At 66.8% G+C, this 26,600-nt stretch carries 29 protein-coding genes and 1 pseudogene; 13 read left to right on the top strand and 17 right to left on the bottom strand.

The annotated features are described in order from the left end of the window. Positions 1-292 precede the first annotated feature (292 nt). From fabB to AC3WRC_RS06925, 3 genes are all read right to left on the bottom strand, one after another. Positions 293-1,510, bottom strand: coding sequence for a beta-ketoacyl-ACP synthase I (gene fabB / locus AC3WRC_RS06915; protein WP_017504958.1), 1,218 nt, complete (start codon positions 1,508-1,510; stop codon positions 293-295). Between the two features lie 66 nt (positions 1,511-1,576). Then, positions 1,577-2,110, bottom strand: coding sequence for a 3-hydroxyacyl-[acyl-carrier-protein] dehydratase FabA (gene fabA, locus AC3WRC_RS06920; protein WP_055754351.1), 534 nt, complete (start codon positions 2,108-2,110; stop codon positions 1,577-1,579). Between the two features lie 69 nt (positions 2,111-2,179). After that, positions 2,180-2,752 (bottom strand): SH3 domain-containing protein, encoded by a 573-nt coding sequence (locus tag AC3WRC_RS06925; RefSeq protein WP_235551295.1) that lies wholly within the window; start codon positions 2,750-2,752, stop codon positions 2,180-2,182. A gap of 67 nt (positions 2,753-2,819) precedes the next feature. Here AC3WRC_RS06925 and AC3WRC_RS06930 point away from each other — a divergent pair, with 67 nt between their 5' ends. Further along, a complete protein-coding gene (locus tag AC3WRC_RS06930) occupies positions 2,820-3,806 on the top strand; it encodes a 2-hydroxyacid dehydrogenase (RefSeq protein ID WP_026108384.1) in 987 nt (328 codons plus the stop codon). 12 nt (positions 3,807-3,818) lie between these two features. Here the strand turns inward: AC3WRC_RS06930 and AC3WRC_RS06935 are convergent, their stop codons facing one another. Then, positions 3,819-5,027 (bottom strand): DUF6880 family protein, encoded by a 1,209-nt coding sequence (locus tag AC3WRC_RS06935; RefSeq protein ID WP_492303348.1) that lies wholly within the window; start codon positions 5,025-5,027, stop codon positions 3,819-3,821. A 119-nt stretch (positions 5,028-5,146) separates the two neighbouring features. On the opposite strand from AC3WRC_RS06935, the gene AC3WRC_RS06940 reads away from it, so the two are divergent. Further along, positions 5,147-5,413 (top strand): hypothetical protein, encoded by a 267-nt coding sequence (locus tag AC3WRC_RS06940; protein WP_354073930.1) that lies wholly within the window; start codon positions 5,147-5,149, stop codon positions 5,411-5,413. A 3-nt stretch (positions 5,414-5,416) separates the two neighbouring features. Here AC3WRC_RS06940 and AC3WRC_RS06945 read toward each other — a convergent pair whose 3' ends face one another. Continuing rightward, a complete protein-coding gene (locus AC3WRC_RS06945; protein WP_492303349.1) occupies positions 5,417-6,154 on the bottom strand; it encodes a HesA/MoeB/ThiF family protein in 738 nt (245 codons plus the stop codon). Positions 6,155-6,208: 54 nt separating this feature from the next. Then, a complete protein-coding gene (locus AC3WRC_RS06950; protein ID WP_492303350.1) occupies positions 6,209-6,676 on the bottom strand; it encodes a BLUF domain-containing protein in 468 nt (155 codons plus the stop codon). A 68-nt stretch (positions 6,677-6,744) separates the two neighbouring features. On the opposite strand from AC3WRC_RS06950, the gene hslV reads away from it, so the two are divergent. Next, entirely contained in the window at positions 6,745-7,305 is a 561-nt protein-coding gene (hslV, locus tag AC3WRC_RS06955) for an ATP-dependent protease subunit HslV (protein ID WP_492303351.1), read from the top strand. Between the two features lie 13 nt (positions 7,306-7,318). Here the strand turns inward: hslV and AC3WRC_RS06960 are convergent, their stop codons facing one another. Together AC3WRC_RS06960 and AC3WRC_RS06965 are read right to left on the bottom strand one after the other, a co-directional pair. Beyond that, on the bottom strand, positions 7,319-7,900 hold the full coding sequence (locus AC3WRC_RS06960; protein ID WP_492303352.1) for a ClpP family protease: 582 nt from the start codon (positions 7,898-7,900) through the stop codon (positions 7,319-7,321). Then, positions 7,900-8,106 (bottom strand): hypothetical protein, encoded by a 207-nt coding sequence (locus tag AC3WRC_RS06965; RefSeq protein WP_055754345.1) that lies wholly within the window; start codon positions 8,104-8,106, stop codon positions 7,900-7,902. The genes AC3WRC_RS06960 and AC3WRC_RS06965 overlap by 1 nt, the downstream gene beginning before the upstream one ends. Positions 8,107-8,259: 153 nt before the next feature. Here AC3WRC_RS06965 and hisS point away from each other — a divergent pair, with 153 nt between their 5' ends. Then, on the top strand, positions 8,260-9,750 hold the full coding sequence (gene hisS / locus AC3WRC_RS06970) for a histidine--tRNA ligase (RefSeq protein ID WP_492303353.1): 1,491 nt from the start codon (positions 8,260-8,262) through the stop codon (positions 9,748-9,750). A gap of 364 nt (positions 9,751-10,114) precedes the next feature. Here the strand turns inward: hisS and AC3WRC_RS06975 are convergent, their stop codons facing one another. Further along, positions 10,115-12,238 carry a M13 family metallopeptidase gene (locus AC3WRC_RS06975; RefSeq protein WP_492303354.1) on the bottom strand — a complete coding sequence of 708 codons (2,124 nt, stop codon included), beginning with the start codon at positions 12,236-12,238 and terminating at the stop codon, positions 10,115-10,117. A 156-nt stretch (positions 12,239-12,394) separates the two neighbouring features. Here AC3WRC_RS06975 and AC3WRC_RS06980 point away from each other — a divergent pair, with 156 nt between their 5' ends. The 3 genes and pseudogenes from AC3WRC_RS06980 to AC3WRC_RS06990 all read left to right on the top strand — a co-directional run. Beyond that, a complete protein-coding gene (locus AC3WRC_RS06980; RefSeq protein ID WP_492303355.1) occupies positions 12,395-14,230 on the top strand; it encodes a cation:proton antiporter domain-containing protein in 1,836 nt (611 codons plus the stop codon). A 191-nt stretch (positions 14,231-14,421) separates the two neighbouring features. Continuing rightward, positions 14,422-15,063, top strand: coding sequence for a TetR/AcrR family transcriptional regulator (locus AC3WRC_RS06985; RefSeq protein ID WP_039243898.1), 642 nt, complete (start codon positions 14,422-14,424; stop codon positions 15,061-15,063). After that, positions 15,056-15,157: pseudogene (locus tag AC3WRC_RS06990) on the top strand (hypothetical protein); the annotation flags it as partial. The gene AC3WRC_RS06985 and the pseudogene AC3WRC_RS06990, both read left to right, overlap by 8 nt. Here the strand turns inward: AC3WRC_RS06990 and AC3WRC_RS06995 are convergent. Genes AC3WRC_RS06995 through AC3WRC_RS07005 form a run of 3 tightly spaced genes read right to left on the bottom strand, consistent with a single transcriptional unit; the run spans position 15,130 to position 16,577 of the window. Next, positions 15,130-15,711, bottom strand: coding sequence for a Smr/MutS family protein (locus tag AC3WRC_RS06995; RefSeq protein WP_492303356.1), 582 nt, complete (start codon positions 15,709-15,711; stop codon positions 15,130-15,132). The pseudogene AC3WRC_RS06990 and the gene AC3WRC_RS06995 sit on opposite strands and share 28 nt — an antisense overlap. After that, positions 15,708-15,947: a helix-turn-helix domain-containing protein gene (locus AC3WRC_RS07000; protein WP_017504942.1), complete on the bottom strand. Its 240-nt coding sequence runs from the start codon at positions 15,945-15,947 to the stop codon at positions 15,708-15,710. Before AC3WRC_RS07000 ends, AC3WRC_RS06995 begins: the two co-directional genes overlap by 4 nt. Positions 15,948-15,971: 24 nt before the next feature. Next, positions 15,972-16,577, bottom strand: a complete 606-nt coding sequence (locus AC3WRC_RS07005) for a DUF2975 domain-containing protein (protein ID WP_055807460.1) — start codon at positions 16,575-16,577, stop codon at positions 15,972-15,974. A 453-nt stretch (positions 16,578-17,030) separates the two neighbouring features. Between AC3WRC_RS07005 and rdgB the strand changes: the two genes are divergently transcribed. Both rdgB and hemW read left to right on the top strand, forming a co-directional pair. After that, positions 17,031-17,633: an RdgB/HAM1 family non-canonical purine NTP pyrophosphatase gene (gene rdgB, locus AC3WRC_RS07010; RefSeq protein WP_174086445.1), complete on the top strand. Its 603-nt coding sequence runs from the start codon at positions 17,031-17,033 to the stop codon at positions 17,631-17,633. Beyond that, on the top strand, positions 17,626-18,786 hold the full coding sequence (gene hemW, locus AC3WRC_RS07015) for a radical SAM family heme chaperone HemW (protein WP_492303357.1): 1,161 nt from the start codon (positions 17,626-17,628) through the stop codon (positions 18,784-18,786). The genes rdgB and hemW overlap by 8 nt, the downstream gene beginning before the upstream one ends. On the opposite strand, the gene AC3WRC_RS07020 is transcribed toward hemW, so the two are convergent. Next, positions 18,783-20,438 carry a GNAT family N-acetyltransferase gene (locus AC3WRC_RS07020; RefSeq protein WP_492303358.1) on the bottom strand — a complete coding sequence of 552 codons (1,656 nt, stop codon included), beginning with the start codon at positions 20,436-20,438 and terminating at the stop codon, positions 18,783-18,785. The genes hemW and AC3WRC_RS07020 overlap by 4 nt on opposite strands. A 153-nt stretch (positions 20,439-20,591) precedes the next feature. Here AC3WRC_RS07020 and AC3WRC_RS07025 point away from each other — a divergent pair, with 153 nt between their 5' ends. Continuing rightward, positions 20,592-21,083, top strand: coding sequence for a hypothetical protein (locus tag AC3WRC_RS07025; RefSeq protein WP_492303359.1), 492 nt, complete (start codon positions 20,592-20,594; stop codon positions 21,081-21,083). Positions 21,084-21,223: 140 nt separating this feature from the next. Here the strand turns inward: AC3WRC_RS07025 and AC3WRC_RS07030 are convergent, their stop codons facing one another. Continuing rightward, on the bottom strand, positions 21,224-21,478 hold the full coding sequence (locus AC3WRC_RS07030) for a GlsB/YeaQ/YmgE family stress response membrane protein (RefSeq protein ID WP_039243891.1): 255 nt from the start codon (positions 21,476-21,478) through the stop codon (positions 21,224-21,226). A gap of 188 nt (positions 21,479-21,666) precedes the next feature. Between AC3WRC_RS07030 and AC3WRC_RS07035 the strand changes: the two genes are divergently transcribed. From AC3WRC_RS07035 to AC3WRC_RS07045, 3 genes are all read left to right on the top strand, one after another. Then, positions 21,667-22,047, top strand: coding sequence for a helix-turn-helix domain-containing protein (locus tag AC3WRC_RS07035; protein WP_492303360.1), 381 nt, complete (start codon positions 21,667-21,669; stop codon positions 22,045-22,047). A 70-nt stretch (positions 22,048-22,117) separates the two neighbouring features. Then, complete coding sequence (gene hisN / locus AC3WRC_RS07040; RefSeq protein WP_492303361.1) at positions 22,118-22,903, top strand: histidinol-phosphatase; 786 nt, start codon at positions 22,118-22,120, stop codon at positions 22,901-22,903. A gap of 75 nt (positions 22,904-22,978) precedes the next feature. Continuing rightward, the gene (locus AC3WRC_RS07045) at positions 22,979-23,548 is read left to right on the top strand and encodes a hypothetical protein (RefSeq protein ID WP_492303362.1); all 570 of its coding nucleotides are present in this window, start codon (positions 22,979-22,981) and stop codon (positions 23,546-23,548) included. A 4-nt stretch (positions 23,549-23,552) separates the two neighbouring features. Here AC3WRC_RS07045 and AC3WRC_RS07050 read toward each other — a convergent pair whose 3' ends face one another. From AC3WRC_RS07050 to AC3WRC_RS07060, 3 genes are all read right to left on the bottom strand, one after another. Then, a complete protein-coding gene (locus tag AC3WRC_RS07050; RefSeq protein WP_492303363.1) occupies positions 23,553-24,587 on the bottom strand; it encodes an alpha/beta fold hydrolase in 1,035 nt (344 codons plus the stop codon). Then, positions 24,584-25,504, bottom strand: a complete 921-nt coding sequence (locus tag AC3WRC_RS07055; RefSeq protein WP_492303364.1) for a class I SAM-dependent methyltransferase — start codon at positions 25,502-25,504, stop codon at positions 24,584-24,586. Before AC3WRC_RS07055 ends, AC3WRC_RS07050 begins: the two co-directional genes overlap by 4 nt. Before the next feature lie 95 nt (positions 25,505-25,599). Continuing rightward, complete coding sequence (locus tag AC3WRC_RS07060; RefSeq protein WP_492303365.1) at positions 25,600-26,406, bottom strand: class I SAM-dependent methyltransferase; 807 nt, start codon at positions 26,404-26,406, stop codon at positions 25,600-25,602. Positions 26,407-26,600 lie beyond the last annotated feature (194 nt).

Genomic DNA, 26,600 nt, shown 5'->3' on the forward strand with positions numbered 1-26,600 from the left:
CGACCGCCCCGCGCATCGGCGGGGCTTGGGATCGGGTTTGACGCTAGACCGTGCGCGCACCCGAAACCGCCCCGCCGAAGCCGGTGGTTTTCAGGGTCATCGCTTTGGTCAGGCGCTGCGTCACGGCGACGCTCTCTAAGGGTGAGAACCGGTCGTGTAAACGGCCGATCTCGAAAAAATCGACGGCGCAAGCCTAATAGCTGACTTGCACGCGCAATAAAGCCGTCGATTTCACTTCCGTCCCGTCATCCTCAGGCTTGACCCTCGGATGACGGAGCCGAACGGTCTCGTATCAGACCTTCGACAGGATCAGCGTGCCATTGGTGCCGCCGAAGCCGAAGCTGTTGGACATGACGTGGGTCAGTTCGCCGTCGTGGCGCTGGCGCAGGATCGGCATACCTTCGAACGCCGGATCGAGATTTTCGATATGAGCGCTTTCGGCGGCGAAGCCGTTCTGCATCATCAGCAGGCAGTAGATGGCTTCCTGGGCGCCGGCCGCGCCGAGCGAGTGGCCGGTCAGCGACTTGGTCGAGGAGATCATCGGCATCTGGTCGCCGAAGACGGCGCGCACGGCCTCCATCTCCTTGGCGTCGCCCACGGGCGTCGAGGTCCCGTGCGGGTTTAGATAGTCGATCTTCGGATTGCCGGCCTGTTCCAGCGCGATCTTCATGCAGCGTTGGGCGCCCTCGCCCGAGGGGGCGACCATGTCGTAGCCGTCGGCGTTGGCGCCATAGCCGGTGACTTCGGCATAGATGGTCGCGCCGCGCGCCTTGGCCCGCTCGTATTCTTCCAGCACCACGATGCCGGCGCCGCCGGCGATGACGAAACCGTCGCGGTTGGCGTCATAGGCTCTGGAGGCGACCGAGGGATTGTCGTTGAAGTCCGACGACATGGCGCCCATGGCGTCGAACATGTTGGACATGGACCAGTCGATGTCCTCGCAGCCGCCGGCGAAGACCACGTCCTGCTTGCCCCACTGGATCTGTTCGACCCCGGCGCCGATGCAGTGGGCCGACGTCGCGCAGGCCGAGCTGATCGAATAGTTGATGCCGCGCATCTGGAACCAGGTCGACAGCACCGCCGACGGGCCCGACGCCATCGCCTTGGGCACAGCGAACGGGCCGATGCGCTTGGGCGCGCCCTTCTCGACCGTGGTCGCGGCCGCCTGCAGGATCACCTGGGTCGAGGGACCGCCCTCGCCGACGATCAGGCCGATCCGGTCGTCCTTGATCTCGTCCGCCGTCATGCCCGACGACTTCAACGCCTCTTCGAAGGCGATGTGGCCCCAGGCGGTGCCGTTGGCCAGGAAGCGCGCGGCGCGACGGTCGACCAGCTCTTCCCACGGACCGATCTTGGGCGGCGCCCAGACCTGGCTGCGGAAGCCGTATTTGGCGTGGTCGGGGGCATGAACGACGCCCGAACGGGCTTCGCGCAGGGATTGGGTCACCTCCTCGGCGCCGTGGCCGATGGAAGAGACGATGCCCAGGCCGGTGACGACGACACGACGCATGGTGTTTCCTTCTTGATGCTTCCTGGTCCGAGGACCGTCCGCCTTGTTCGCGGTTATATAGGGGCGTTAACCGCCCGCCGCCTCATCCTTGGCGCCGAACAGGCCGACCCGCATGTCGTTGCAGGTGTAGATGACCTGGCCGTCGGCCTCCAGCACGCCGTCGGCGATGCCCATGACCAGCTTGCGGTTGATGACGCGCTTCAGGTTGATCTTATAGACCACCTTCTTGATGTCCGGGGTGACCTGGCCGGTGAACTTGACCTCGCCGACGCCCAGGGCGCGGCCGCGACCGGGACCGCCGATCCAGCCCAGATAGAAGCCGACCAGCTGCCACATGGCGTCCAGGCCGAGGCAGCCCGGCATAACGGGGTCGCCGATGAAGTGGCACTGGAAGAACCAGAGGTCGGGATGGATGTCGAGTTCGGCCTCGACATAGCCCTTGCCGTGCTCTCCGCCGTCCGCATTGATCGTGGTGATGCGGTCGAACATCAGCATCGGCGGGGCGGGCAGCTGGGCGTTCCCGGGACCGAACAGCTCGCCGCGGCCCGAGGCCAGCAGGGCCTCATGATCGAAGGACGAAGGATATTGGGACTGGGTCAAGGCGCTTCCGTTTCTTGAGACGTTGCGCGCGGGTTACACGACCGCGCCGCTTCGCTCAACAGCGTGCGGTCAGTTGCGCCCCGTGCCTGCGGGGCGATTGGCGTTGCACAGCGCCCGCTCCTGGGTTCCGAACACCGCCCGCTGGGCCACAAAACCCTCCAGTCGTCGCGCCCGGACCTTGCACCAGCCCTCTTCGCATTCGTCCAGCATCACCAGGGCGCGTGGCGACAGGCGCGCGCGCACCGACGCCGTCTCAGATCGGCCCGAGCGGATCGGCACTTCCTCGGCGGTCGTGTTGAAGACATAGCGCCGGCCCGACGACACCGTGCGGTGGATCCAGGCCACTGCGCCGTCAGGATCGCAGATCTTGCGCCATTCCGTCGTCTCGGCAATCACCTGAACCGGCAGGCCGGCGGCCCGGTATTCCCACAGGATCGGATAATCCAGGCCCGGCCCCTGGCGCGCGCGGACGTGCGAGGACTTCAGCGAAATCCAGCGCGGCACCTCAAGCCCCGTGGGCGTCGGGCGGCCGTCGGGCATGGTCGCGCCGGCGCTCGCCATCACGCCGAGGCCGAGAATGGCTCCAACGATGGCGATGCGGCGTCGCAGGCTTTGGAAGATGGCGGCGGCTTTGCTAGACACTGATTGGAACGACCCGTCGCGCGGGCTTTGATCCGTCTGAATCGCCGCCCGCTAACCAAGGCCGAGAATGTCCCCCCGCAAGCTTAAGGTCGTATTAACCAGACGCCTGCCCGACGCGGTCGAAACGCGGATGCGCGAGTTGTTCGACGCCGAGCTGAACCTGAAGGATCAGCCGATGGACCGCGCCGCGTTGCAGGCCGCCGTCCAGCGCGCCGAGGTTCTGGTGCCCACGATCACCGACGTCATCGACGCCGACCTGATCAATGGCGCAGGCGAGCAGTTGAAGATGATCGCCAACTTCGGCGCCGGGGTGGACCATATCGACGTCGACGCGGCCGTGGCGCGCGGCATCATCGTGACCAACACGCCCGGCGTCCTGACCGAGGACACCGCCGACCTGGCCATGAGCCTGATCCTGGCCGTCAGCCGCCGCATCGTCGAGGGCGCGCAGGTGGTGGCCGAAGGCCGGTTCGAGGGCTGGACCCCGACCTGGATGTGCGGACGCAAGCTGTGGGGCAAGCGGCTGGGCATCGTCGGCATGGGCCGGATCGGCCAGGCCCTGGCCCGGCGCGCCAAGGCCTTCGGGCTTCAGGTCCACTATCATAATCGCAAGCCCGTCCCGGCCCTGATCGAAGAAGAACTGGGCGCGACCTACTGGGACGACCTGGACCAGATGCTGGCGCGGATGGACATCGTCTCGCTGAACTGTCCGGCGACGAAGGACACCCACCATCTGCTGTCGGCCGAGCGGTTGGCTCGGCTCCAGCCCCACGCCATCCTGATCAACACCGCCCGCGGCGAGCTGATCGACGAGGCGGCCTTGGCCCAGGCGGTGGCTATGCGCGCCCTGTCCGGCGTCGGCCTGGACGTGTTCGAGAACGAGCCCGCGATCCATCATGGCCTGCTGGGCCAGTCCAATGTCGTGCTGCTGCCCCACCTGGGGTCCGCCACCCTGGAAGCGCGTCAGGACATGGGCGACCGCGTCATCGCCAACGTCATGACCTACCAGAACGGCCACCGCCCGCCCGATCGCGTCATCCCGGCAATGCTCTAGGCCGGCGATGCTTTAGGGCGCAGCCAGCAACCGCTCGGCCGCATCGGGATATTTTTGCGCCAGCCGCGCCGCCCAGTCGGCCTTGAGCGGCAGCGGCGCGCGCACCTCGCGAATGCGGCGCTCGACCAGGGCGGCGGCCTCGCGGTGTGCGGGCCAGTCCATCAGAAACCCCATCGCCGTCTCGACATCGGCATAGGTCGCGGCATGGGCCAGGGCGCGGTCCAGCGCCTCCACATCGTCGAAGTCCGGCAGACGCGCCAGATAGGCCCGCAGCACCGGCGCGGACAGGTCGCGCTCGAACATCGCCCAGCGCAGGTCTTGCGCCTCGTCCTTGCGGCCCTCGGCTTCCAAAAGGTCGATCGAGGTCGCCTCCCATGCTGGCGTCAGGACCGGCGGTCCGGCCTGCGGCGACCGGCCGAAGGTCCATCTCCGATTGCCCGCCGAAGGCTTGAGCGCCGCCTCCAGCGCCTGACGCGCTTCTGGAATGCGATCAGCGACCAGCAGCCGCTTGGCCATCACCGCCGCAAAATCCGGCGAACCTCGCTCCTCCGGCGTCGTCATCGACAGCCACAGGTCCAGATCGCCCGCCCGGTCGGCCAGCCGTCGGACGACCGTCCGCATACCGCGCGCGGTGGATGCAGTATCGAGACGACCCAGCAGCCTCTTGCCTAGGTCCGCCGTCAGATCGTCGCCGCCGGCCCCTATCCAGCGGGCGTATTCGAGCGGTTGTCGCGCCACCGCCTCCGCCATCAGACCCACTGTGCTTTCGTTCGTCCGAACCGCAGCCTCGGCGATCCGCCACAAATCCGGGGCCGCCGTCTCGAACGCGTCGGCCAGTTCGCCCTTCTGATCCTTGACCCGCGACGCCAGGCCGCGAAACAGATCGAACCAGCCGATCAATCGCTCCAATCCCATCGCCGGGGCGGCCTCGGCCAAATCCTCGACGATTGCAGCCCGTAGAATTTCCAGATCGCGCAGCAGGTCCGGCCGCTTTCGCCACGACACGCGCGCGCGGCTGGCCGCGATGGTCATCAAGCGCTTGTCGATTTCCAGGGCCAGCAGGTCCGGCCCCGCCTCGGCCGCCATCACCAGCCTGAGCCGCCGCTTCAGGATCGCATCCGCATCCGCCGCCTGCATCAGCAGTTCGCCCAGACGCTCAGCCCCTAAGCCGCTGAGATTTGCGGCGTTCAGCCGTTTGGGCGAGGCGGGACGTCGGGCCATCAGGCCTCCTTTTCACAAGTCTGTCGGACCGAACTCACACGGCTGTCGAAAACCGCTGGCAGGGGAGGAACCGTCGTAAACGCGCTTCGTTTCCGGCGTCCTGATCGAGGAAGTGTGCGTTGGACTCCTACTACTGCATCGTCAACCTGCCCGGCGTTCCGGTGCGGGACATCTGCGTCCTCGACGCGGCGAACGACACGGCGGCCAATCAGGCGCTGGAGGCGATCGCCCGCAACTGGGTCGGGTTCGAGACCCTGTATCTCTATTGCGGCGAGCGTCTGGTGACGGTGCTCAGCAACCCGGCGCTGGGCTTTGCCCCGCCGCTGCCTGACTTGGATCTGGCCGACCTGGATCTGGCCGACATCCGTTTCGCGACGGCCGCCTGATCGTCAGCCGCCGCAGACCGGGCATTCCGGATCAGCGGCGACCCGCACGGTCCGCGCCGAGGCCGCCAGACCGTCATACAGCATCAGCCGTCCCGTCAGGGCCTCGCCCGCGCCGGTGATCAGCTTGATGACCTCAAGCGCCGCCATCGACCCGATCACGCCGGTCAGAGCGCCCACGACGCCGACGCGCGCACAGGTCTCCGCATCCGGCGGGATCTCGGGCACCAGGCATTGATAGCAGGGCTGGCCCGAAAACACCCCGACCTGCCCGTTCCAGCGGCCAAGCGCGCCCGACACCAGCGGCTTGCCCGCCGCAACGCAGGCCGCATTGACCCACAGCCGGGTCTGAAAATCGTCGGTCCCGTCCAACACGATGTCGAAGGCTTCGATCCGCGCCGCCGCATTCTCGGCGGTGATCCGCTCGGCGAAGGTTTCGATCGCGACATGCGGATTGAGGCCGACCAGCCGTTCCGCCGCCGCCTCGACCTTTGACCGGCCGACCTGCGCCGTCGAAAAGGCGATCTGCCGCTGAAGGTTGGACAGGCCCACCACGTCGTCGTCAATCAGGCCCAGCGCCCCGACACCCGCCGCCGCCAGATAGAGCGCCGCCGGCGATCCCACGCCGCCCGCCCCGACGATCAGCACCCGCGCGCGCTTCAGCGCCTGCTGCCCCGGTCCGCCGACTTCGGACAGGACCAGATGGCGCGCATAGCGTTCGACTTCGTCTTCGGGAAAGATCACCGCCCTATCTAGCGCCACAGAGGTTCCGGCGCGAGGGGCCTGTCGCCTGTCGCCTTAAGCGGCCATCCGGACGTGTTCGCACGACAGCAGCTTTTCCAGACCCGCGCTGGACAGATCGCTCAGGCGCCGTCCGCGCAGAATGTCGGCGGCTTGCTGGGTGCTGAGGGCGCACAGCCGCGCGGGTTCGCGCATCCGCCGCTGCATGACGGGTCGATCATCCAGGACGCGAATGTTGTGATGACGCGGATCTTTCCAGAGGCGAAACATCAAGCGATCCAGGTCCGCACGGGCGCCCTCGATGACCTGGGCCGCCTCGCCCTCGTGGAACAGCATGGCGCTGCCGATCTCGTCGCGGCGATTGTTTCGCTCTGACGCCCCGAGGATTTCGGCAAGCGATTGGGTCGTGTGGTTCGCACCACCGATCATTTCACTCACGAAAACGACGCGATAAAGCAAAACCTGGCCCTCGATTGCAAAGAACCGCGAAAGCGGATTGCGCCTTCTAGCCAATATTGGGGTCAAAATAAGACAGCGTTACACCAAGGCGCGACAGACTTGATGCCGGCCTCCGGCCGCGCCATCTGATCGTCATGACCCAGACCGCATCCAACTTCCCCGACTGGCACGGCACCACCATTCTGGCGGTGCGCAAAAACGGACGCACCGTGATCGCCGGCGACGGCCAGGTCTCAATGGGCCCGACCATCGTCAAGGGCGCCGCCCGCAAGGTGCGCACGTTGGCCGGCGGCAAGGTCTTGGCTGGCTTCGCCGGCGCCACGGCCGACGCCTTCACCCTGATCGAACGGCTTGAGGCCAAGCTGGAACAGTATCCTGATCAGCTGGCGCGCGCCTGCGTCGACTTGGCCAAGGACTGGCGCACCGACCGCTATCTGCGCCGGCTGGAGGCCATGCTGCTGGTGGCGGACAAGTCGTCCATCTTCACCGTGACGGGCGTCGGCGATGTGCTGGAGCCGGAATATGGCGTCGCCGCCGTGGGTTCGGGCGGCAACTACGCCCTGTCGGCCGCCCGCGCCCTGATCGAGGAAACCGATCTGGACGCCGACCAGGTCGCACGCAAGGCCATGAAAATCGCGGCCGAAATCTGCGTCTACACCAACGGAAATTTGACCGTGGAAACGCTCCAAGCCTGATCCGGTGGGCGGGTCAGATCACTTCGGCGATCAGACCGCGAGCCTTTGCCTCCTGGGCCTCGATATACCAGTTGGCAGGGGCGCGTTTCAGCACTTCCTCCATCGTCACCGACGATCCGCGCACCAGGTTTTCGAAACCCTCGTTCTGGATGGCGATGGAGTGTTCCAGTTCGTTGAGCATGGCGCGAACCGAGGCGATGCAGGTCGTCAGCGGCCCCGTGACATGCAGTTGCGTGTCCATCTTGCGCTCGTGGATCATCACCCGGGCGCCGCGCGTCAGATAGCGGTTTTCTACGGCAAAGAAGCTCATGAAAGTGGCGCCGGCGGAATAGATCGCCGCCTTGCCCAGAAAGACCAACCGGCGGGAAGGGTTGATGTCGCTTTGAAAGCGCACGTCCTCGCCCATCATGCGCGCCACCTCCGGATCACCGCCCAGGGTCGACAGTTCGATGACGGTCAGCCCGGTGTCTGGCGCTTCCGCCATTTGCTGGCGGAAGCGGTCGTACATGGCGTAATCGACCGCGCCGGCGAGCAGGATACGGGGCGTATCGAAAGCTTCGGCGGTCAGAATGCCGCTCGGCGCCGCCTCGGACATCAAAGCTCGGCCGCAGCGGCGGCGTCGTCGCTGACGGGATAGCCCTGCGCCGACGCCCAGGACCGGGCTTCACGGATCGAGAAGAAGGCCTGGTTCTGCAAGCGACGCGATCCGGCGTCATCGATCAGTTCGCACTCCCACCACCGGATCGTGCGGCGATCGGAGGTGTTGCATGTGCGCGGAACGAGAAGGGCGTGGGGCGTCATGCGCCATCAACGAAACATTGCCCCTTTCGGTTCCTTCGAACTCGACATTTTGCCTTTAGGAACAAAACATTGTGCGACGCAGGAGGCCACGACGCCTGCACCGCCTTGATGGGAGAATTTGCGATCGATCCCCCCTTGGCTTAAGCGCGCGCCATGACCGACGCCGCGCCTCCCCGCCCCCTCGCCCGCAACCCGCGCGGCTTCGCCGACAAGCGCGGCCGCGACCTGACCGCCGAGCGGCGCATCGTCGCGCGCGTGTCCGAGGTTTACGAGCGCTGGGGCTTCGAGCCGCTGGAGACGCCAGCCTTCGAATATGCCGATGCGCTGGGCAAGTTCCTGCCCGACGCCGATCGGCCGAACGAGGGCGTCTTCGCACTACAGGACGACGCCGGATCAGACGAGCCGGGCGAATGGATGGCCCTGCGCTACGATCATACCGCGCCCCTGGCCCGATTCGCGGCCCAGACTTGGGAGACCCTGCCCAAGCCGTTCCGCCGCTATGCCTACGGTCCCGTCTGGCGCAATGAAAAGCCCGGCCCCGGCCGCTTCCGCGAGTTCTGGCAATGCGACGCCGACACCGTCGGCTCGGACCGGCCCGAGGCCGACGCCGAAATCATCGCCATGGGCTGCGAAGGCCTGCGCGCCGCCGGGCTGGACGCCGGCCAGGCCCAGATCCGCGTTTCGAACCGCAAGCTGTTCGACGGGCTGTTCGACGCCGGCGGCGTGACCGAGGCCGGTCAGCGACTGACGGCGCTTCGCGCCATCGACAAGTTCGACCGCCTGGGCTGGGAGGGCGTGGTCCAGCTGCTGGGTGAAGGGCGTCTGGACGACTCGGGCGACTACACCAAGGGCGCCCAGCTGCCCGCCAAGGTCACGGCCGCCATTGAGGCGTTTCTGGCCTCGGCCAATACCCCTGGCCTGTCGCGGGCCGAGACGCTGGACGCCGTCGCGCGCTCCGGCGACCTCGGCGCGGCGGGCGAGGCGGCGCTGAACGAACTGGCCGCCATAGACCGGGCGCTGGCGGCCATGTCGGTCGGTCAGGACGCCGTGAAGTTCGATCCGACCATCGTGCGCGGCCTGGAATATTACACCGGCGCCGTGTTCGAGGCCGAGCTGCTGCTCGACACGGTTGACGACAAGGGTCGTCCCGTCCGCTTCGGCTCGATCGGCGGCGGCGGCCGCTATGACGATCTGGTCGCCCGCTTCACCGGTCAGAGCACGCCGGCGACCGGCTTCTCTTTCGGCGTCTCGCGTCTGGCCTCGGCCCTGCGCGCGGCGGGACGTGGAGCCGAGGACGCCGTGCGCGGCCCCGTGGTCGTCATCGTCTTCTCCGAGGACGACATGGCTCGTTATCTGACCGCCGTCGCCGAACTGCGCGCCGCCGGGATCGCCGCCGAGCTCTATCTGGGTCGCGCCGGCATGAAGGCGCAGATGAAATACGCCGACCGGCGCGGCGCCCCGGCTGTCGTCATCCTGGGCGGAGACGAGATCGCCGCCGGCGAGGTCACGATCAAGGATCTGGACGCCGGCCGCGCCGCCGCCGCCGCCATCACGGACAACGACGCCTGGAAGGCCGACCGCCCCGGCCAGATGAAGATCGCCCGCGAAGGCCTGGTCGCCGCCATAAAGTCCATTATCGAATAAGCTTCGATAATGACCCGTCCCTGAAATGGGTTATCAGTGATAAGTCGAAGAAAGTTCGACTCTTGTGAAACCGGCCGTTGACGACCGACCGGCCCTTGCGTCAAATGACCTCACTCGAGGGCAAGCGTTGCTCAAGCGCGCAGCACTCGAAGGCGTTTCGGGGAGGAAACGTCCGCTCTTTAAAGAGCGCGAAAGCCCGCTGCGATGTATCCCCCGCAGCGGGCTTTTTCGCGTCTGGCGCCCAGACAAACGCCCATGAAACCTCAATAAATTCTCGATACGGCGTCGAAATTAAGCAGCCCGGTCTCGATATGAAAAAGGCCGGGGCGAACCCCGGCCTTTCCATTCTCGAACAAGCGTCGCCCTACCAGAGGCGGACGCGTTCCTCGGGCGTCAGATAGTATTTCGTGCCCGGCTGAACGTCAAAGGCGTCGTACCAGGCGTCGACGTTGCGCAGCGGGCCGATGACGCGGAACTGGGCGGCCGAGTGCGGGTCGGTGGCGACCTGCTGCTTCAGCGCCTCGTCGCGGTACTTCGACTGCCAGACCTGAGCCCAGCCGTAGAAGAAGCGCTGGTCACCGGTCGCGCCGTCCAGAACCGGCGCCGGCTGACCGTTCAGCGACAGGTGATAGGCCTCAAGACCGACGGCCACGCCAGACGCGTCACCGATGTTCTCGCCCATCGTCAGGCCAGGGTTGATGTGATAGCCGGCGATTGGCTCGTAGGTCGCATATTGCGCGCCCAGACGCGCCGTCAGGGCCTCGAAGTTGGCCTTGTCTTCCGGCGTCCACCAGTTGCGCAGCACGCCGTCACCATCGGACTTGGAGCCCTGGTCGTCGAAGCCGTGGCCGATCTCGTGCCCGATCACGCCGCCGATGCCGCCATAGTTGACCGCCGCATCGCCATTTGGATCGAAGAAGGGCGGTTGCAGGATGGCGGCCGGGAAGACGATCTCGTTGTTGGCCGAGTTATAGTAGGCGTTCACCGTCTGCGGGGTCATTCCCCACTCCGACTTGTCGACCGGCTCGTTCAGACGGGCCAGATCATAGTTCCACTCGAACAGGCCGCGGCGTTCGGCATTGCCGACCAGGTCGTTCGCACGAATGTCCAGGCCGGAGTAGTCGCGCCACTTGTCGGGATAGCCAATCTTGACGGTGAACTTGCGCAGCTTCTCCTGCGCCGCCGCCTTGGTCTCGGTCCCCATCCAGGTCAGGTTGTCGATCCGGTGCGACAGGGCGGTGCGCAAATTGGCGACCAGCTCTTCCATCTTGGCCTTGGATTCGGCCGGGAAATACTGGGCGACGTAGAGCCGGCCCGTGGCCTCGCCCAGCGATCCTTCGGCGAAGGAGATCGCGCGCTTTTCGCGGGTGCGCTGCTCAGGCTGACCCGACAGATCGCGCGAACGGAACTCCCACTGTGCGTCGGCGAAGCGTTTGGACATCAGCGGCGCCATGTCGTCGGCGGTGTGGAAGGCCTGCCAAGCCTGCAGCAGTTCGACCGGCGTCTCGGCGTAGATGGCCGCGATCTTGGGCATGGCCGTGTCCTGGCGCACGATCAGGCGCGGCACGCCGCCCAGCTTGGCCGCATCGTAGTAGGCCTGCCAGGCGAAGCCCGGCGCGTCCTCGGCCAGTTTAGCGATGGTGAACTCGTTATAGGTCCGGTCGCGGTTGCGGTTCTCCACCGGGGTCCAGTGGGCCTCGGCGATCTTGGTTTCCAGCGCGACGATCTGGGCGGCGGTCTCGGTCGGGTTGGTCCAGCCGATCATCTCCAGCATCCGGCCGACATAGGCCTGATACTTCTCTTTCTTGTCGGCGAAACGGGCGTCCAGATAATAGTCGCGGTTCGGCAGGCCGATGCCCGACTGGCCCGTCGAGACGACGTAGCGGGTCGGTTGCTTGGAATCGATCGTGATGCCGGTGCCGAAGAAGGACGAGCCGAAGCGGCCGGCCGTCTGGCCCATATAGACGGCCATCTTGTCGTGGCTGTCGGCGGCGCGGATCGCGGCCAGATAGGGCTGCAGCGGCTGGGCGTCCAACTGCTCGATGCGCGCCTCGTCGATGTAGGAGCGATAGGCGTCGGCGACCTTGGCCTCATCCGATCCGGGCGCCAGATCGGTGCGGTTGGCCAGGCCCAGCACCAGTTCCTTCATGCGGTTGTCCGACAGTTCGCGCAGCAAGGCGAACGAGCCATAGCTGGTGCGGTCCGACGGAATGACCAGCTTTTCCAGCGCCTTGCCGTTGGCGTACTGGAAGAAGTCATCGCCCGGCTTCACCGAGGTGTCACGGCCGGCCATGTCGAAGCCCCAGGTTCCGTAGCGGGGCGCGTCGGCGCCCTGCCAACCGGCTGCCGTCTCTTCGCCCGAGAACAGCGAAACGATGGTGCAGGCGTCGTCGATGCAGGCGTGGTCGTGACCGATATCCTGAGCCAGAACCGAGCTGGCGGGCAGAAGAAGGGCGCCGACGGCGGCCCCGATAAGCAGACGTTTCATCACTATGTCCCTGTTCCCACCCGGCATTTGGATGGTTCGGCGCAGACCCTAGTCCGGCGAGGGGGGGTGTCGCCTTAAAAAAAGTTCATGATTCCGATGCGGCCTCTCGCCACAGCGCCGGGATCAGGGTCAGATACGCCGACGCGAGGAGGGCGGATGCACGGTCAGGGCGGTGACTATAAGGATCTGGTGGTCTTTCTGGCGGCCGCCGGCGTCATCGTGCCCCTGGTCAATCGGCTCAAGGTCAGCCCCGTCCTGGGCTTCCTCGCTGCGGGCGTTTTGCTGGGACCGGACGGCCTGGGCCGGTTCGCGCAAAGCCTGCCCTGGCTGTCGTGGCTGACCATCGGCGATCCGGGCCAACTGGCGCAGCTGTCGGAACTGGGCGTCGCCTTCCTGTTGTTCATGATCGGTCTGGAGCTGTCGTGGGAGCGGCTGCGCGCCATGCGTCGGCTCGTGTTCGGCCTGGGGCTGATGCAGGTCGTCGTCTGCACCGCCGTGCTGGCGGGCGGCTTCATGCTGATGGGACAGACCTTGGCCAGCGCCGTCGTGTTGGGCATGGGCCTCGCCCTATCCTCGACGGCCGTGGTCATGCCCGTACTGGCCGAGCGAGGGCGGTTGAAGGGGACGGTCGGCCGTTCCACCTTCGCCATCCTGCTGGCTCAGGATCTGTCGGTCGCCCCGATCCTGATCACCGTCACCGTCCTGGCGGCGCTAGCCCAGCAGGGCGGCGCGCTGGATCCGGCCATTCTGGGTCGCGCCCTGTTCACCCTGGTTCCGGCCGCCATCGGCCTGGGTCTGATGGTGCTGCTGGGACGCGTGGTGCTGCGGCCGATGTTCCGATCGGTGGCCAAGGCGCGCAAGGCCGACCAAGGCGGGGAACTGTTCGTCGCCGCCTCCCTGCTGGTGGTGGTCGGGGCCGGTCTCGCCGCCCAGGCCAGCGGCCTGTCGATGAGCATCGGCGCGCTTCTGGCCGGCGTGCTGCTGGCCGAGACAGAGTTCCGGCGCGAAGTCGAGGTTTCCATCGAACCGTTCAAGGGGCTTCTGCTGGGCGTCTTCTTCGTCGGCGTCGGCCTGGGTCTGGACCTGGACGCCATCGCCGCCGATCCGGTCGGCGTCTTCGGCCTGGCCCTGGCCCTCACGGTCCTGAAGACCGGCGTCATTTTCAGCCTGGCGCGTTTCTGGGGCCTGGGCGCCCGCCCGGCGCTGGAGACGGCGCTCGTTCTGGCGCCGGCGGGCGAGTTCGCCTTCGTGGTCTTCGCCACCGGCCTGGTCGAAGGCCTCGCGCCGCCGCAGCTGACCAACACCGTGGCCCTGTCGGCGACCGTCAGCATCTTTTCGATCCCCCTGCTCGCCCTGCTGGGTCAGAAGCTGGCGCGCAAGTCGTCCGCCGTAGGCCAGCCTGTCGAGCTTCCAAAGCTGGAGGCGGCCGACGGCGCGGTCATCATCGTCGGCTTCGGGCGCGTCGGCCGGTTGATCGGGGAAATGCTGAAGGCGCACGATCAGCCCTTCATCGCCCTGGACACCGATGCGGGCGCCGTCGCTAAGGGCCGACGTGACGGATTCGATGTCTTCTATGGCGATGCGGGGCGGCGCGAGATGCTCCAGCACTGCGGCGTCCAGTCCACCCGCGCCTTGATCGTCACCATGGACGCGCCGACCAAGGTGGACGAAGTCGTCACCACGGCGCGGTCGATGCGCGACGACCTGATCCTGATCGCCCGCGCTCGCGACGACCAGCACGCCATTCGGCTGTATGGACTGGGCGTCACCGACGCCGTGCCGGAGACGACCGAGGCCAGTCTGCAGCTCGCCGAAAACACCCTGGTCGATCTGGGCGTGCCCATGGGCCTAGTGCTCGCCTCGGTCCACGAACGTCGCGATCAGTTTCGCAAGGCGTTCCAGTCGGCCATCCCGATCGAGCGTCGCAATCGGCCCAGCCGCGCGCTGCGCCGCACGCTACGCTCGGCGCGGATCGACCCCGCGCCGGAGTAAGGGAAGCCCCTTACAGACCGTCGCCGGACCCATTTTCGTCATGGTTCCGTGATGCAAGCGCGCCTCTCCATGACTGCATCTGCGGAGCAGAAGCGCCCTTTCGGTTCGATCCAAGGGCTCAGACATTCATTCGAGGTCGATGCCGGGCTCGCCCCGACCAGAGACCGAAAGTAGAGTAAAAGCCTGATTATATGACAGATACCGTCGCCTCCCTCGCTGTCGAGCCCCGCTTGAACCGCCGCCAGGCCGCCAAGATCCGCACGCGACAAAAGGTTCTGGACGCCGCCCGCTCGCTCTTCGCCGAGCGCGGCTATGAGCCCGCCACGATCCGCGACATCGCCAAGGGCGCGGGCATGTCCACCGGCGCCGTCTTCGCCAACTTCCAGGACAAGGCCGAGCTGTTCGAAGCCGTCCTGACCGAGGACATGACGCGTCTGGCCGAGGTGGTCGAGGCCGCGGCGCCTGAAGGCGAGCCCGTCCGCCAGCGCCTCGTCAGCGCGCTGAGCGCCGGCTATCACTCGTCGCTGGACCAACTGCCCCTGTTCCAGGCCATCGTCGCCCGCTCGTGGTTCCAGCCCCTGGCCGCCGAAATGCGCGCCCGCGCCGCGACCAAGAACCTGCTGCTCGCCATCAGCAACATCCTTCAGGATGCGGTGGCCAAGGGCGAACTGTCCAAGGACGCCGACAGCCGTCTGCTGGTCGAGCTGATCTGGGACGCCTATCTGTCGAACTACCGCCGCGCCGCCTATGACGAATGGGACGCGCAGGCCCTGTCGGACCATATGGGCAAGCAGATCGACGTGATCCTGGCCGGCGCCATCGCCGCCAAATAGGACAGAGCAAAGCCGCTGTTCGAAAGGCCGGGTCCGCCAGCGCGGGTCCGGCCTTTTTCGTGAGCGTCAGGTCCGGCGTTTCAGGGTGACGTAGAAGGCGCCGTTTCCGCCGTGCTTCTGGTGGGCGATGGTGAAGCCCGACACCACGCCGCGCAGTGCGGGCGAATGCATCCATTCCGCAAAGGCCGAGCGGATCACCCCGCCGCCCATCCGACCCTGTCCGGTGATGACCAGCACCGCCCGCATTCCGCGCGCCTGGCAGTATCTCAAGAAGCCTCGAAGCTGATCCTCAGCCTCGAACCGGCCAAAGCCATGCAGGTCGATGCGCGCCTCGATGGGATCGCGTTCGCGCGACAGCCGCTGCTTGCGGCGCGGCTCCAGATCCTCGGGCGCGGACTTGGGCTTGTTCGGCGAGGGTCGCTTTTCCGCCGGCGGCGCGACAGCGGTGCGTTTGGGAGACGCCTTGATCAGGGGGCGCGGGCGCTCGATCGGCGTCACCACGATCTCGGGCGGCGTTTCGGCGCCGGGCGTGACGCGGACTGCCTTGCGCGTCCTCGGCGTCACGACCGATCCGGCCACGCGGGTCCAGATGCGACGGTCTTCGGGCGTCAGTCCGTTTTCGTCACGGCTCGGGCCCTTTCGCCTCATGCCTCGCCGTCGTCCTCGATGGTGTCGCCGGGACCAGGCTCGTGCGCCAGCAAGTCACCGGGCTGGCAGTCCAGCTCGCGGCACAGGGCGTCCAGGGTCGAGAACCGCACCGCGCGCGCCTTGCCGGTCTTCAGGATCGACAGGTTCGCCACCGTCACCCCGACCCGGTCGGCGAGTTCGGTCAACGACATGCGGCGTTCCACGAGAACGCGGTCGAGCTGGACGCGGATGGCCATGCGGAAATCCTACTTCGAAACGGCTCAGATCGTCAGTTCGGATTCGCGACGCAGGCGCGCGCCTTCGCGGAACACCTCCGCCAGCACGAAGACGATAAGCACGGAAAAGATGGGCGTCAGCAGTTCGCCAAAGCCCTGCGGATCCATGACGCCGGGCGCCAGCCGCTTGGCGACGAAGCCTTGAGCCACCCAGACGCCGCCGGTTACGACCGCCAGGGTCAGGCCGATCTGGCGCAGACGGCGCACATTATCGGGCTGGAACGGGTCGCCCATGGTCAGGGTGCGGATGATGCGGCGCAGGCTGCGCAGGATCAGCATGAACCCGCCGAAATAGGCGGTCGCGGCGCCCAAACCGAATAGCAGCAGGGTGCGCGTCAGCGGCAGTTGCTTGCCGCCGGAATCCCCGCTGACGGTGATGTTCACATTGTCCAGGGGAATGAAGATCGCGGCGATGACCAGCAGCAGCAGCACGCCGGTGATCAGCCAGAGAAGGATATAGGCGACGTCCAGAACCACCTTCAACACGCTGGACACCGAACCCGGGCCGAGCGCCTTGATCGGCGCGCCCAGCCAGTTCGGAACGCTTGCCTCGCCTCGCTTCAGCGGATTCGGCGGCAGGGGCAGGCGCATGGTCTTTTTGATCTCAAGCCGGGGAAGGCGGGGCGATGGCCACGCGGGGTCCGGCGAACCCGCGCGCGGCTCTATACATCGCGGTCTTCATGCAGGTCGTCAAAGCTCCAGTGATCGAAAAGAGAGGGATCAAAGGGCTTGGAACAGGGTGACGACCAGGGCGGTGGGCAGGGCGGCGATCAGAACGGTGCTGACAAAAGCAGCGCCGACCTTGTCGAGCCACATCGAGGTGTTCATCGTATGCATTGTGGTTCTCCGTCTTTCTTGTTTAGGCGATTATCGCCGTTTGGATTTGTTAGCCGCATGATCGTTCCCGGTTTTCCGGAAGTCCTGAACGCTGCGACCTCGTTCCTGACGATCAATAGATAGGCCGTGCGGGCGAAAAAGGCACGTTACATATCGTTTAACGATATTAAACTTTGGCAATAGACTGTTTCAGGAGTGTGATCGACGATGAATCTCAAGCTTATCAAAGGGATGCGGATCGTCGTGGCGACGCATAACGCCGGTAAGGTTCCCGAAATCTCGGCGCTACTCGGCGGAAATTACGAACTCGTCACCGCCGGCCAGCTGAACCTGCCCGAACCCGACGAAACGGAGAGCACCTTCACCGGCAACGCCATGCTGAAGGCGCGCCACGCGGCGGAACTGTCGGGCGAGGTTTCGCTGGCCGACGATTCCGGCCTGTCGGTCGCGGCGCTGGATGGCGCGCCGGGCATCTTCTCTGCGCGCTGGGCCGGGCCGGGCAAGGATTTCGCCGTCGCCATGAAGAAGGTCGAGGAGCGGCTGGAAGAGATCGGCGCGACGGACCGCACCGCCTGGTTCACCTCGGCTCTGGCGGTCGCCTGGCCGGACGGCCCCTGTGTGGTGGTGCAGGGCGAGGTTCACGGCCAGCTGACCTTCCCCCCACGCGGGGATCGGGGGTTTGGTTACGACCCGCTTTTCATTCCGACTGGCGGCGACCGGACCTTTGGCGAGATGGAGCCGGCGGCCAAGGACGCCATCAGCCACCGCACCGTCGCCTTCGCCAAGCTGAGAGCGGCCCTGATTGACTGATCCTCTTGATCCGGGATCGGACATCGGCCTCTACGTCCACTGGCCCTATTGCGCGCGCATCTGCCCCTACTGCGACTTCAACGTCGTGCGCGATCGCGGGCGCACCGAGGAACAGGCCGGGCTGGTCGAGGCGATCCTGACCGATCTGCGCGCCCAGAGAGATTTGACAGGTCCGCGTCGCCTGGCCTCGATCTTCTTCGGCGGTGGCACGCCGTCGCTGATGGCGCCCGACGCCGTCGCGCGAATCGTGGCGGCGGCCCGCGACTTGTTCCCGCCCGCCGGCGACATCGAGATCACGCTGGAGGCCAATCCCACGGACGCCGAGGCCGGCCGGTTCGCCGCCCTGGCCGACGCCGGAATCAACCGCCTGTCGATGGGCGTTCAGGCGCTGGACGACGCCGCCCTGCGTTTTCTGGGTCGCGACCATTCGGCGGCCGAGGCCCTGCGCGCGGTCGATCTGGCCCGCCGCGCCTTCGACCGTCTGTCCATCGACCTGATCTACGCCCGACCGGACCAGACGCCTGAAGATTGGGCCGCCGAACTGACGGCGGCGCTGGCGCTCGGTTTCGAACACGTCTCGCCCTACCAGCTGACCATAGAGCCGACGACCGCCTTTGGCCGGGCCTTCGTACGCGGAACCTTGACCCCGCCGGATGAGGACCGGGCCGCATCCCTCTACGAAACCACCCAAGATATCCTTTCGGCCGCCGGCTTCGAAGCCTATGAGGTGTCCAACCACGCGCGCGGTCCCGCCGCCCGGTCGTCGCACAATCTGCATGTCTGGCGCGGCGGCGACTATCTGGGACTTGGCCCCGGCGCCCATGGCCGGCTGACGCTGGACGGCGTCAGGACCGCGACCGTCGCCCACCGACGCATCGCCGACTATGTGGCGGGCGTTTCGGGCCGCACGCCTTGGTCCGAGCGCGATGCCCAGACTGCGGCCGACGCCGCCGAAGAACGGCTGCTGCTGGCCCTGCGCACCACCGAAGGCGCGCCTATCGCCCTGCTGTCGGCGCTCGGCCTGTCGGCAGAACGCGCGCCGGTCGCGGACCTGATCGCCGACGGGTTCCTGATGCTGAAGGCCGAGCGACTGATCGCCACCGAGCGCGGCCGCCCGGTGCTGGACGGCGTGCTGAAGGCGCTGCTGACTTAGGCCTTCTTCAGCCCCAGCATTCCCAGCCAGCCGCCGCTGGTCAGCAGAGCGACGTCCAGCAAGGCCAGCGGCAGCGGCGTCGAAACCGGCGCTGCGATGAAGCGCGAGCGCCAGTCCGGGCCGAACTTGGCCTTGTAGCTGCGCAGACCCTGGAAGCCATAGAGCGCCCCGCCCTCTTCGAACACCAGGGCGCCGACGCGAGCGAAGACCGGCGCGATGCGACGATCCTCCAGCCCAGCCAGCGGGGCCATGCCCAGATCGAAGCTGGCCAGGCCTTCCGCCTTGGCCCACTGGGCGCAGCGAATGAACAGATAGTCCATCACCCCATGCGGCGCGTCCGGCCGATGGCGCATCAGATCCACCGCCGCTTCGTCCGGCGAGGTCAGCAGATTGGCGAAGGCGACGATGCGGCCGCCCTCCTTGACCACCGCCAGCGGCGTCAGGTCCAGATAGTCGACGTCGAAGCGCCCCAAGGAGAAGGATTTCTCCGAGCCCTCGTGTATGGCCAGCCAGGCGTCCGAAATCTCGCGCAGCTCGTCCGCGATCGCTGCGGCCGAACCGAACGGAAGAACCTCGAACGAGGAGCCTTCACGCTCGGCGCGATTGATAGCTGTGCGAAGGTTCTGCTTGCCCTTGCCCTCGATGGAGAAGCGGTGGGCGTCGATCACGGCCGTCTCGCCGACCTTGCGCACCGCCAGCCCCATGGTCGCAAGATCGCCCAGCACCTCTTCGCTGACCGAATAGAAGACCGCTGCCCCGCCGTAGCTGTCGGCCATCTCGGCGAAGGACCACAGCAACTCCAGCCGTTCGCTCTTGAGCCCTGCCGGTTCGCCCATGGCGATCCAGCGCCGCCCCCGCACGCGATAGGCCAGGAAGCTGGAACCCGACGGGCTGAACATCAGCGCCTTGTCGCCCAGCATGGCCAGCCAGGCCTCGGGCGTGGCCGTATCGGCGGTCTGCAGCGCCTGGAGCGCGCGATCGATGTCGGCCTTGCTGGCCGGGCCGTGACTGTGGGCGCCGGGTGAGCTCAATAGCGAGCGGCCGGCCACCACCAGCGTCAGGATCGCCAGAACCAGCCCGGCCCGCAGGAAGCCGGACGCCTGGCGATCACTCAGGAAGCGCCACCACAGCTCGTCATTATAGGCGACGTCGCGATAGGCGAAGAAGCCCAGCCACAGCATGGCCGCCACCACCGCCGTCAGCAGCAACAGCCAGCTGGGCCGTAGCGGCTCGCTGAGCCGCGAGCGCCGATTGAAGGCCGTGCGGCACGGCGCCAGAAGCGCGGCGACGACCAGCAGATCCGTCGCCTGTTCCCAATCCAGACCCTTCAGCACCGAAAACACCGCCCCGGCCGCCAGGACCAGCAGGGCGGCCCAATAGGCGCCGCGTCGACGCCGCCATAGACCCGCCGACAAGAGCAGAAGCAGAAATCCGGCGATGCTGCCGACAAAGTGCGACAGATCGATCAGGATCGGAGAGACGACACCTGTCAGCTGACGCAGCCGGCTGTCGAACTCGGGCGTCACCGCAGAGGCCAGCATCAGCGCGCCTGCGCCAAAGGCCAGCACCGCAAAGATCTGAGGCGTCAGTTCGAAGGCCAGGCCCGCCAGTCGGCGGATCAGACCGGATGTGTGCCGGGGGCGGCTGGACAAACGTGGCCTCTCGAATCGCGGATCGCCCGAACATAGACCAAGAATCGTCCATCCGGGGCGCTGCCAAGGTCATTTCGGGGCACACGAAACAATCCGTAACAGAGCGAGTATATAGGGGTGCGGGCGTCGGGCCCGTGCAACTGGGGATGACCCATGAATATCAAGACCGCTCTTCTGGCTGGCGCCGCCGCCGCTTTCATGACCGTCGCGCCGGCTCTGGCGCAACAAACCACGCCCGCTCCCGCCGCCGCGCCTGCCGCCGCTGCGTCCTCGCAGCAATCGCTGTCGCTGAACCCCGGATCGAGCGTTTCCGGTCCTGATGGCGAGCTGGGCAAGCTGGAAGGCGTTCAGAACAACGCCGAAGGCAAGCAGGAACTCACCGTTCGCGGCGCCGACGGCCAGCTTCGCGCCGTGCCGCTTAGCGGCATCCGTCAGGAAGGAACCGGCGTCGTGGTGGCCTACACCAAGGCCGAGTTCGACGCCGCCGCTCCGATCGCCGGCGCTCCGGCGGCCCCCGCCGCTGATCCGGCCGCCGTGCCCGCGCCGACCGCGGAGCCTGCGACTGAGCCGACCGATCCGGCGACCACCGAACCCGCGACCCCGGCTCCGGACAGCGCGACGCCGGCTCCGACCGAGCCGCAGTAAGACAGCCTCTCGGGCTGAATGACCAAGGGCGGCCGGGTTTCCCGGCCGCCCTTTCAACTGCCCGCAACCCAGCGGACAGTGGCGCAGCAAAAAGGGCGGCTCGTAAGAGCCGCCCTTTTCCTTATCGACCGACTGTCGGATCAAGCGCGACGCTTGACCAGTCCCAGAAGGAACAGCAGCAGGCAGGCGCCCAGGAACGCCACGATCAGGGTGACGAAGTTGAAGCCGCCAACCGGCGTGCCGAAGACGTTGTTCGAGATGAAGCCGCCGAGCAGAGCGCCGATGACGCCGACGATCAGGTTCGTCAGCAGGCCGTGATTGCGACCCATGACCTTTTCAGCCAGCCAGCCGGCGACGATGCCGATGACGAGCCAACCAATGATTCCGAGACCCATGCTGTGGTTCCTTCCTTTAAAAGCCAAGCTGTTGCAGTAAATGCGGCTAGGGCCATACGGTTGCGTCCTCGTTCCAACCTCGCCGCAATAAGGCCGAATTCGCGTCAGGCGCGATCCGGCACGGCGATTGCCGTGATCGACGTGTGTCGTCCCGCATCGGGACAGACGTTGAGACGAGGATCACCGTCATGGCCGACGACATCGACCTTCATCTGGGCCGCCGCCTGCGCCGCCGTCGCCGCCTGCTGGGCCTGACCCAGCAGCAGTTGGCCGTTCAGGTCGGCATCCGCTTTCAGCAGATCCAGAAGTACGAATGCGGCGCCAACCGCATCTCCGCCGCGCGCCTGTGGCAGTTGGCCGAGGCGCTCGAAACTCCCGTCGCCTATTTCTACGATGGCTTGGCCGAGGCAATGGACGCCGACGCGCCGGCGCCCAAGGGCGGCGAAGTCTTTTCGCGCAAGGAAACGCTGGATCTGATCCAGGCCTACTATCAGCTGGACGAACGGCCCCGCCGGCGTTTGCTGGATCTGGCCAAGTCCCTGCATGCGGGCGACGCGGCCGCCGCCTGATCTGCGCGTCTCCCCGATCTGCACGTCTCAAGGGGCGCCCATGCCGACGAAAGCGCGGTAAGGGAGGCCCATGACTGAATACGAAGCCTTCGCCATCGAACTGGCGCGCGAAGCCGCGCGCGTGACCCTGCCCTTTTTCCGCTCAGACATCGGGCATGAAGACAAGGGTGGCGCGGCCGGCTTCGATCCCGTCACAGAAGCCGACAAACAGGCCGAGGCCGCCATCCGCCGCCTGATCGCCGCCCGCTATCCCGACCACGGCGTCATCGGCGAGGAGTATGGCGAGGATCGTCCGGACGCCGAGCACGTCTGGGTGCTGGATCCCATCGACGGCACGCGCGCCTTCATCTCGGGCCTGCCGCTGTGGACCACGCTGATCGCCCTTCGCACGGCAGGCAAGCCGACCGTTGGCGTCATCGCCCAGCCCTATCTGGACGAAATCTTCATCGGGGGTCCGTCCGGCGCGCGCCTGTTGAGCGGCGATGTCGAGACGCCGCTGGCCGTGCGGTCCTGCGAGACGCTGACCGACGCCGTCATCTCGACCACGGACCCCGACATCTTCAACGGCGCGGAACTGGGCGCCTGGACCCAGGTCCGTGCGACCGCGCGCCTGGCGCGCCTGGGCTGCGACGCCTACGCCTACGCCATGGTGGCGGCGGGCAAGATGGATCTGGTCGCCGAAACCAGTCTGAAGCCCTGGGACTGGTCGGCCCTCGTGCCCGTCATCGAGGCGGCGGGCGGCAAGGTCGTGAACTGGCGCGGCGCAGCGCCGGACGACAGGGGCCAGATCCTGGCCGTCGGCGACGCGCGACTGATCGATCAGGCCCTGGTAACGCTGAAACGCGCGGCCGCCTGAACCTCTCGCCTGGCGCATATTGACGCAGGTCGGGAGACGGCGTCAGGGTGCGGACGGTTGAGGGGACGGATATCGATGGCTGGGCTGTCCAAACTGGTTGTCGGCGTCGATGTGCCCTGGGTCACGAGCTGGAGCGGCGAAGAGATTACGGGCGCCGCACCGTGCCGAACCGTCGGCGGGCGTCTCGCCCTGATGCAGGCCAGCGCACCCGGCAGTGGCAAGCCGCAATATTCGAAGAACCATCTGGTCCGACAGCGCCTGACAGTCGCGCGCATGCTGTGTCCGATGTGCGGCGAGCCGACTGAGGAGGGCGATCGCTGGACCCAGATCGCCGCGCGACGATGCGCCGGACAGCTCAGGGCGCGCGGCGGTCAGGTTCGCGCCGACATCGCCGACGACCGGGTGATGATCGACGCCGGCTCGATCGCGCCCCTGCACCGCCGCTGCGTCGATCGCTCGATGAAATACTGCCCGCACCTGCGCGCCAGCGACGACGTGATGGTCATGCGCTTCCCGCTCGAGTGGATCGTTCTGCCGCTGCTGGTCAAGGCCGAGACCGGCCCCGGCGTCGCCGTCGCCTTCCTGCAGCTATGCGGCGTCACCCAAACGATCGACCGACGCTGGCGTGCCGAAACCGCCGCCTAAACGATCAAACCGCCGCCACGTCTGCAGTCCTCGCCGACGGATCGGTGAGCGCGTCCGCCGCAGGCGCGACCACATCGGCCATGGCGTCGAATTCGTTTAGGAAGACGGCGCGCAGGTCGTCGGCCTCCATGATGACCTCGTGCTTGGCGCCGGCGACCTCGACGTAGCGGCCGCGCGGGATGCGTTTGGCGGCCCATTGGTTGGTCTGTTTCCACACCACGTCGTCGGCGCTGGCCTGAACGATCACGACCGGCGCCTTGACCGCCTTCAGGGCCTTGGGCTTCAGCGCGCGCTCGCCGGCGTCCAGCGCAAAGGCCAGCCAGCCGTAGGTGGGACCGCCGATGGCCAGGTGCGGGCAGGCGTAAAGCTGCTGACGCCACATCTCATAGCGGGCCTCGTCCGAGGTCAGGGCGTCCTCGGCGAAGTTGTGGTCGAACGGATCGTCGGGGTCGCCCAGGATATAGTCGCCGGCCTGGCCGTGGCGGATGTTCCAGCGCACCACCAGCTTGACCGACCACATCGACCGTTTTCCGGTCTTGATGCGCAGCATGGGGCTGGACAGGACCGCGCCGGCGAACCGGTCCTCGCCGCTTTCCAGCGACAAGAGATTTAGACAGGCGCCCATCGAATGGCCGACCATGATCCACGGCTTGGGGCACTGGTCTTCATAGGCGTTCAGCAGGCGGTTGTAGTCGTCCAGAAACTCCTCGACCGCACGGGCGTGACCCTTCAGCCGGTCGGGCAACAGGCGGGCCGACAGCCCTTGACCGCGCCAGTCGTGGGTCAGCACGCACCAGCCGCGCGCCAGGAAGTTGCCGATCACCTCATAGTATTTTTCGATCGGCTCGGTGCGGCCGGGGCTGAGCACCACGGTGCCGCGCACCTTGTCCGCAGCGAGATGAGACGGCTTCCACAGCCCGGCGCGCAGGCGCATTCCGCCCGCGCCGCGAAACCAGTCGCCCTTTCCGCCGGGCGGCGGGGCGGCGCCGGGAACCCCCATCAACGGGGCGTTGGCGGCGAAGGCTTGGGCGCGGTTCACTCGGGCTTCCTGAACTTCAAGGTCATGCGATCGCTCTCGCCGATCGCGTCATATTTGGAGCGGTCGAAGGCGGGGTCCGCCGGTTCGCCGCGCGGCGCCGTCAGGCGCGTGGGCGCCAGGGTGTCGACGCCGAACGGGTGGTCCTTGGTGTCTTCCGGATTGGCGTTGATCTCGGACGCCTCGACGAAGACGAAGCCCGCCTCGGCCGCCAACTGGCGTACGAAGGCTTCCTGCACATAGCCGTTGGCCGCGACCGGATCCTGATCCTGCGCAGGGGCCAGCCGGTGCTGTTCGATGCCCAGGATGCCGCCGGGGCGCAGGGCGGCGAAGGCGTCGGCGAAGGCCTTTTCCGCAATGCCTGCCGCCATCCAGCCATGCAGGGTCCGCATGAACAGGCACATCTCGGCCGTACCCGCCGCGATCACCGGACCGGACCCCGCGCCGAAGACCGAAAACTGCGGCTCGCCATAAAGCTTCTTGTCGCTGGAGAATCGCTTGCGGAAGGCGGTGTTAAGCACGGCCTGCGCCGGATCGGCGGTCGGTCCCTCGGGGAACAGGGCGGCGACATAGGTTCCCGCACCCTTGGCCAGATAGGGGGCCAGGATTTCGGTGTACCAGCCGCTGCCGGGCCAGAACTCCACCACCGTCATCTTGGGTTGAAGTCCGAAGAACCGCAGCGTCTCCATAGGGTGACGGAAGGCGTCGCGCGCCTTGTCCTGGGCCGAGCGCCAAGATCCCTCAACTGCCCATTCCAGCGAGCCTTCCGGCGGCCCGGCAGGTGTGGGCGGCGCAGCGGGCGTCTTTGCGGCCTCGTCCTTGCGCCCGCAAGCCGCCACGCCGGTCAGCCCCAGCGCCGCAGCGCCGCTCAGCAGAAACCGACGCGACAATCCGCTCGCGCTCGCCAGACGATCAGCCATTCAAAACCTCCGCAGGACGCCGGGACCCGCGTCCGACGCACCCTGACGCCTTGGGCTTAATCGGGTTCGCAGGTCCGGTCAAAACGCAAGACGGCCTATTCGGGCTTGCGGAAACGCAGGGTCATACGATCGCTCTCGCCGATGGCGTCGAAGGCGGCGCGTTCCTCGGGCGTCAGGGTGCGGCCGGACGGATCGTTGCGCGCGGCCGACTGGCGGATGGGCGGCAGGGTCCAGACGCCGAACGGATGATCGTGATCGTCCTTGGGATTGGCGTTCAGCTCGCTGCGCGCCTCCAGCACGAAGCCGGCGTTGCGCGCCTCATGGATCACATAGCTTTCAGGCACATAGCCGGTGGAGGCGACGTCAGCGACATTCAGCCCCTCCGCGCTGCGGTGCTGTTCGACGGCCAGTACGCCGCCGGGCTTCAAGGCCTTGAAGAAGGCCTGCAGATACGGCTGGGTCCGGTCATTACGCGACCAGTTGTGGAAGGCGCGGGCCACCAGGATGAAGTCGGCGGTTCCGTCCGCCACGCCCATGCTTTCCAGCGGGCGATTGACCGGCACATAACGCCCGCCGGTCGCCGCCGCATAGGGTTCAAGGATGTGCCGCCACCAACTGGCGCCGCCCGGCTCGATCTCCACCACCGTCATGCCCGGCGTCAGGCCCCAGAAGGTCAGGGATTCATACGGATGACGATAGACGTCGCGCGCCCGGTCGGCGGCGGGGCGGGTCTCGGCGGCTATGGCGCTCTGCAAGGCCGTGTCGTCGGAGAAGGTCGGCATGGCGCTGGACAGGGCCGAGCGCGGCGGCGTCCACGCGCCTTGCGTCTGGGGCGACTGTTGGGCCAGGGCGGGGGCGGCGGACAGCAGGACGGCGGCGAGGCCGTAGACGGCAAGGCGCATGATCGAGGGCTCCAGGTTCAGGTCGTTCTCCATAGGCAGACGGGCCGCCCGCGCAAATGAACTTCACGAGACACAGGCGGATTTGACGCAAGCAAAATCGTGCGGGCGGCGCCCTTGACGCCGCTTCGCCGGTTCCCATCTTTGCTTCCGAGGACGCCGATTTCGGGTTCTCCAGACTGACGGCGCCGATTTCG

The organism is Brevundimonas sp. EU05-FHT14B07 (assembly GCF_058790795.1).

What these genes read in the sequence shown, in the direction of transcription:
- rdgB (WP_174086445.1), top strand. Translation starts at nt 17,031, where the DNA reads ATGAATCTCAAGCTTATCAAAGGGATGCGGATCGTCGTGGCGACGCAT.
- hisS (WP_492303353.1), top strand. Translation starts at nt 8,260, where the DNA reads ATGACCGACGCCGCGCCTCCCCGCCCCCTCGCCCGCAACCCGCGCGGC.
- AC3WRC_RS06930 (WP_026108384.1), top strand. Translation starts at nt 2,820, where the DNA reads ATGTCCCCCCGCAAGCTTAAGGTCGTATTAACCAGACGCCTGCCCGAC.
- AC3WRC_RS07025 (WP_492303359.1), top strand. Translation starts at nt 20,592, where the DNA reads ATGAATATCAAGACCGCTCTTCTGGCTGGCGCCGCCGCCGCTTTCATG.
- AC3WRC_RS07055 (WP_492303364.1), bottom strand. Translation starts at nt 25,504, where the DNA reads ATGGCTGATCGTCTGGCGAGCGCGAGCGGATTGTCGCGTCGGTTTCTG.
- AC3WRC_RS07060 (WP_492303365.1), bottom strand. Translation starts at nt 26,406, where the DNA reads ATGCGCCTTGCCGTCTACGGCCTCGCCGCCGTCCTGCTGTCCGCCGCC.
- AC3WRC_RS07045 (WP_492303362.1), top strand. Translation starts at nt 22,979, where the DNA reads ATGGCTGGGCTGTCCAAACTGGTTGTCGGCGTCGATGTGCCCTGGGTC.
- AC3WRC_RS07005 (WP_055807460.1), bottom strand. Translation starts at nt 16,577, where the DNA reads ATGCGCCTGCCCCTGCCGCCGAATCCGCTGAAGCGAGGCGAGGCAAGC.
- AC3WRC_RS07000 (WP_017504942.1), bottom strand. Translation starts at nt 15,947, where the DNA reads ATGGCCATCCGCGTCCAGCTCGACCGCGTTCTCGTGGAACGCCGCATG.
- AC3WRC_RS06935 (WP_492303348.1), bottom strand. Translation starts at nt 5,027, where the DNA reads ATGGCCCGACGTCCCGCCTCGCCCAAACGGCTGAACGCCGCAAATCTC.
- AC3WRC_RS06965 (WP_055754345.1), bottom strand. Translation starts at nt 8,106, where the DNA reads ATGACGCCCCACGCCCTTCTCGTTCCGCGCACATGCAACACCTCCGAT.
- AC3WRC_RS06975 (WP_492303354.1), bottom strand. Translation starts at nt 12,238, where the DNA reads ATGAAACGTCTGCTTATCGGGGCCGCCGTCGGCGCCCTTCTTCTGCCC.
- hisN (WP_492303361.1), top strand. Translation starts at nt 22,118, where the DNA reads ATGACTGAATACGAAGCCTTCGCCATCGAACTGGCGCGCGAAGCCGCG.
- hslV (WP_492303351.1), top strand. Translation starts at nt 6,745, where the DNA reads ATGACCCAGACCGCATCCAACTTCCCCGACTGGCACGGCACCACCATT.
- AC3WRC_RS07035 (WP_492303360.1), top strand. Translation starts at nt 21,667, where the DNA reads ATGGCCGACGACATCGACCTTCATCTGGGCCGCCGCCTGCGCCGCCGT.
- AC3WRC_RS06960 (WP_492303352.1), bottom strand. Translation starts at nt 7,900, where the DNA reads ATGTCCGAGGCGGCGCCGAGCGGCATTCTGACCGCCGAAGCTTTCGAT.
- AC3WRC_RS06995 (WP_492303356.1), bottom strand. Translation starts at nt 15,711, where the DNA reads ATGAGGCGAAAGGGCCCGAGCCGTGACGAAAACGGACTGACGCCCGAA.
- fabB (WP_017504958.1), bottom strand. Translation starts at nt 1,510, where the DNA reads ATGCGTCGTGTCGTCGTCACCGGCCTGGGCATCGTCTCTTCCATCGGC.
- AC3WRC_RS07030 (WP_039243891.1), bottom strand. Translation starts at nt 21,478, where the DNA reads ATGGGTCTCGGAATCATTGGTTGGCTCGTCATCGGCATCGTCGCCGGC.
- AC3WRC_RS06985 (WP_039243898.1), top strand. Translation starts at nt 14,422, where the DNA reads ATGACAGATACCGTCGCCTCCCTCGCTGTCGAGCCCCGCTTGAACCGC.
- AC3WRC_RS06980 (WP_492303355.1), top strand. Translation starts at nt 12,395, where the DNA reads ATGCACGGTCAGGGCGGTGACTATAAGGATCTGGTGGTCTTTCTGGCG.